This window comes from Rhizorhapis sp. SPR117 (genome assembly GCF_021742065.1).
In genome coordinates, this window is the sequence record NZ_JAKKIE010000182.1 from 1 (window position 1) to 1,265 (window position 1,265).

General features: G+C 59.0%; 1 protein-coding gene. It reads right to left on the bottom strand.

Going from position 1 to position 1,265, the window contains the following annotated elements; translation table 11 throughout:
* Nucleotides 1-194: 194 nt before the first annotated feature.
* The gene (locus L3X40_RS21815) at nt 195-1,139 is read right to left on the bottom strand and encodes an SDR family oxidoreductase (RefSeq protein ID WP_237367427.1); all 945 of its coding nucleotides are present in this window, start codon (nt 1,137-1,139) and stop codon (nt 195-197) included.
* Between the last annotated feature and the right edge of the window lie 126 nt (nt 1,140-1,265).

Below are 1,265 nucleotides of genomic sequence, written 5' to 3' on the forward strand. Positions count from 1 at the left end.
GGAGTGGTTCAAACATGGGTCAAATCTCAGTGAAAATTTATGCCGCTACCGGGTCACTTCTCAGCGACAATCAACACCACGTCAATCTCCAGCGTCACCTCATCTCTCGAAAGATATACGAAACAACCAAGACCGCGCATTTGCCGAGGTCCCGGGAACAGATCGCCCATTCGTCAAGAGCGGGTAGGACGGCTTCATCCCGCCTTGGGCTTGGTTTGTGTCGTTCGCATCGCTTTGTCCTTGGCATCGACCGCCCGCATCTTGGCGCGAGAAGCTTCCCACTCCTTCGCACTCCATTCGGTCAGCGCGGAGAAGTTGCCTCCGTTCCCCTGATATCCAGCGCCGTCGATTGCGATCAATTGCCCGCTTATGAATGATGATCCCGGGGCGAGCAGGAATGCAACCAGATTGGCCAGTTCTTCCGGTCGACCGGCACGCTGCATCGGATTGATGTTTTTTTCGGTAATCCCCTGTTCGGCGGGCATGAGCCTGGCGGACATCCCTTCGGTCGGAGGGAAATATCCCGGACAAATCGCGTTCAAATTTATGCCGTGTCGGCCCCACTCGACGGCGAGGGACTGGGTCATCGCCCAGAGTCCGGTCTTGGCCATAGTCGCCGGCACGCCGAACGGCCCCCCGTTCAACACCCAAGTCGTCAGCACCGATAGGACAGACGCCGATATGCCCTGCTCAATCCATCGCTTGCCGCATCCCGTCGTCACAAGGAACGCGCCGCGCGACACGGTTTCGGCGATGGCGTCGTAGCCATTGGCCGAAACCGTCTCGGTTCGCGCGATGAAATTGGCCGCGGCATTGTTTACGAGGCCCGTCAGCGGGCCGCCGTCCTGCCAAATTTTGGAGAGCATGGCGTCGATCGATTCCGCGTCTCTGATATCGCACGCAATGGAAACGATCTTTCCGGCGGGGCTCGCAGCATTGATCTCCGCGGCGGTGGCCTCCAGAATATTGCCGCGTCGGCCACAGATATACACCGTAGCGCCCAGGGCCGCGCATCCTTCGGCCATGATCCGCCCAAGCCCGGTGCCGCCCCCGGTAATCAGGATGCGGGATCTGTCGAGCAGCCCGCTCCGCAAATTCAATGCCCGTTCGGAAATCACTCCACCCTCCGTCTCGATCACTATCTGGTCAATTGGTTCATTGAGCGGCGGAAGCCGCTGATGTCGTTGTGGCTAGTCACCTGAATCCGAAGTTCGCTTCATTGTTTTCTGGCAGAAGCGTTTGACGGCGGCGAGGATCTCGTCGGC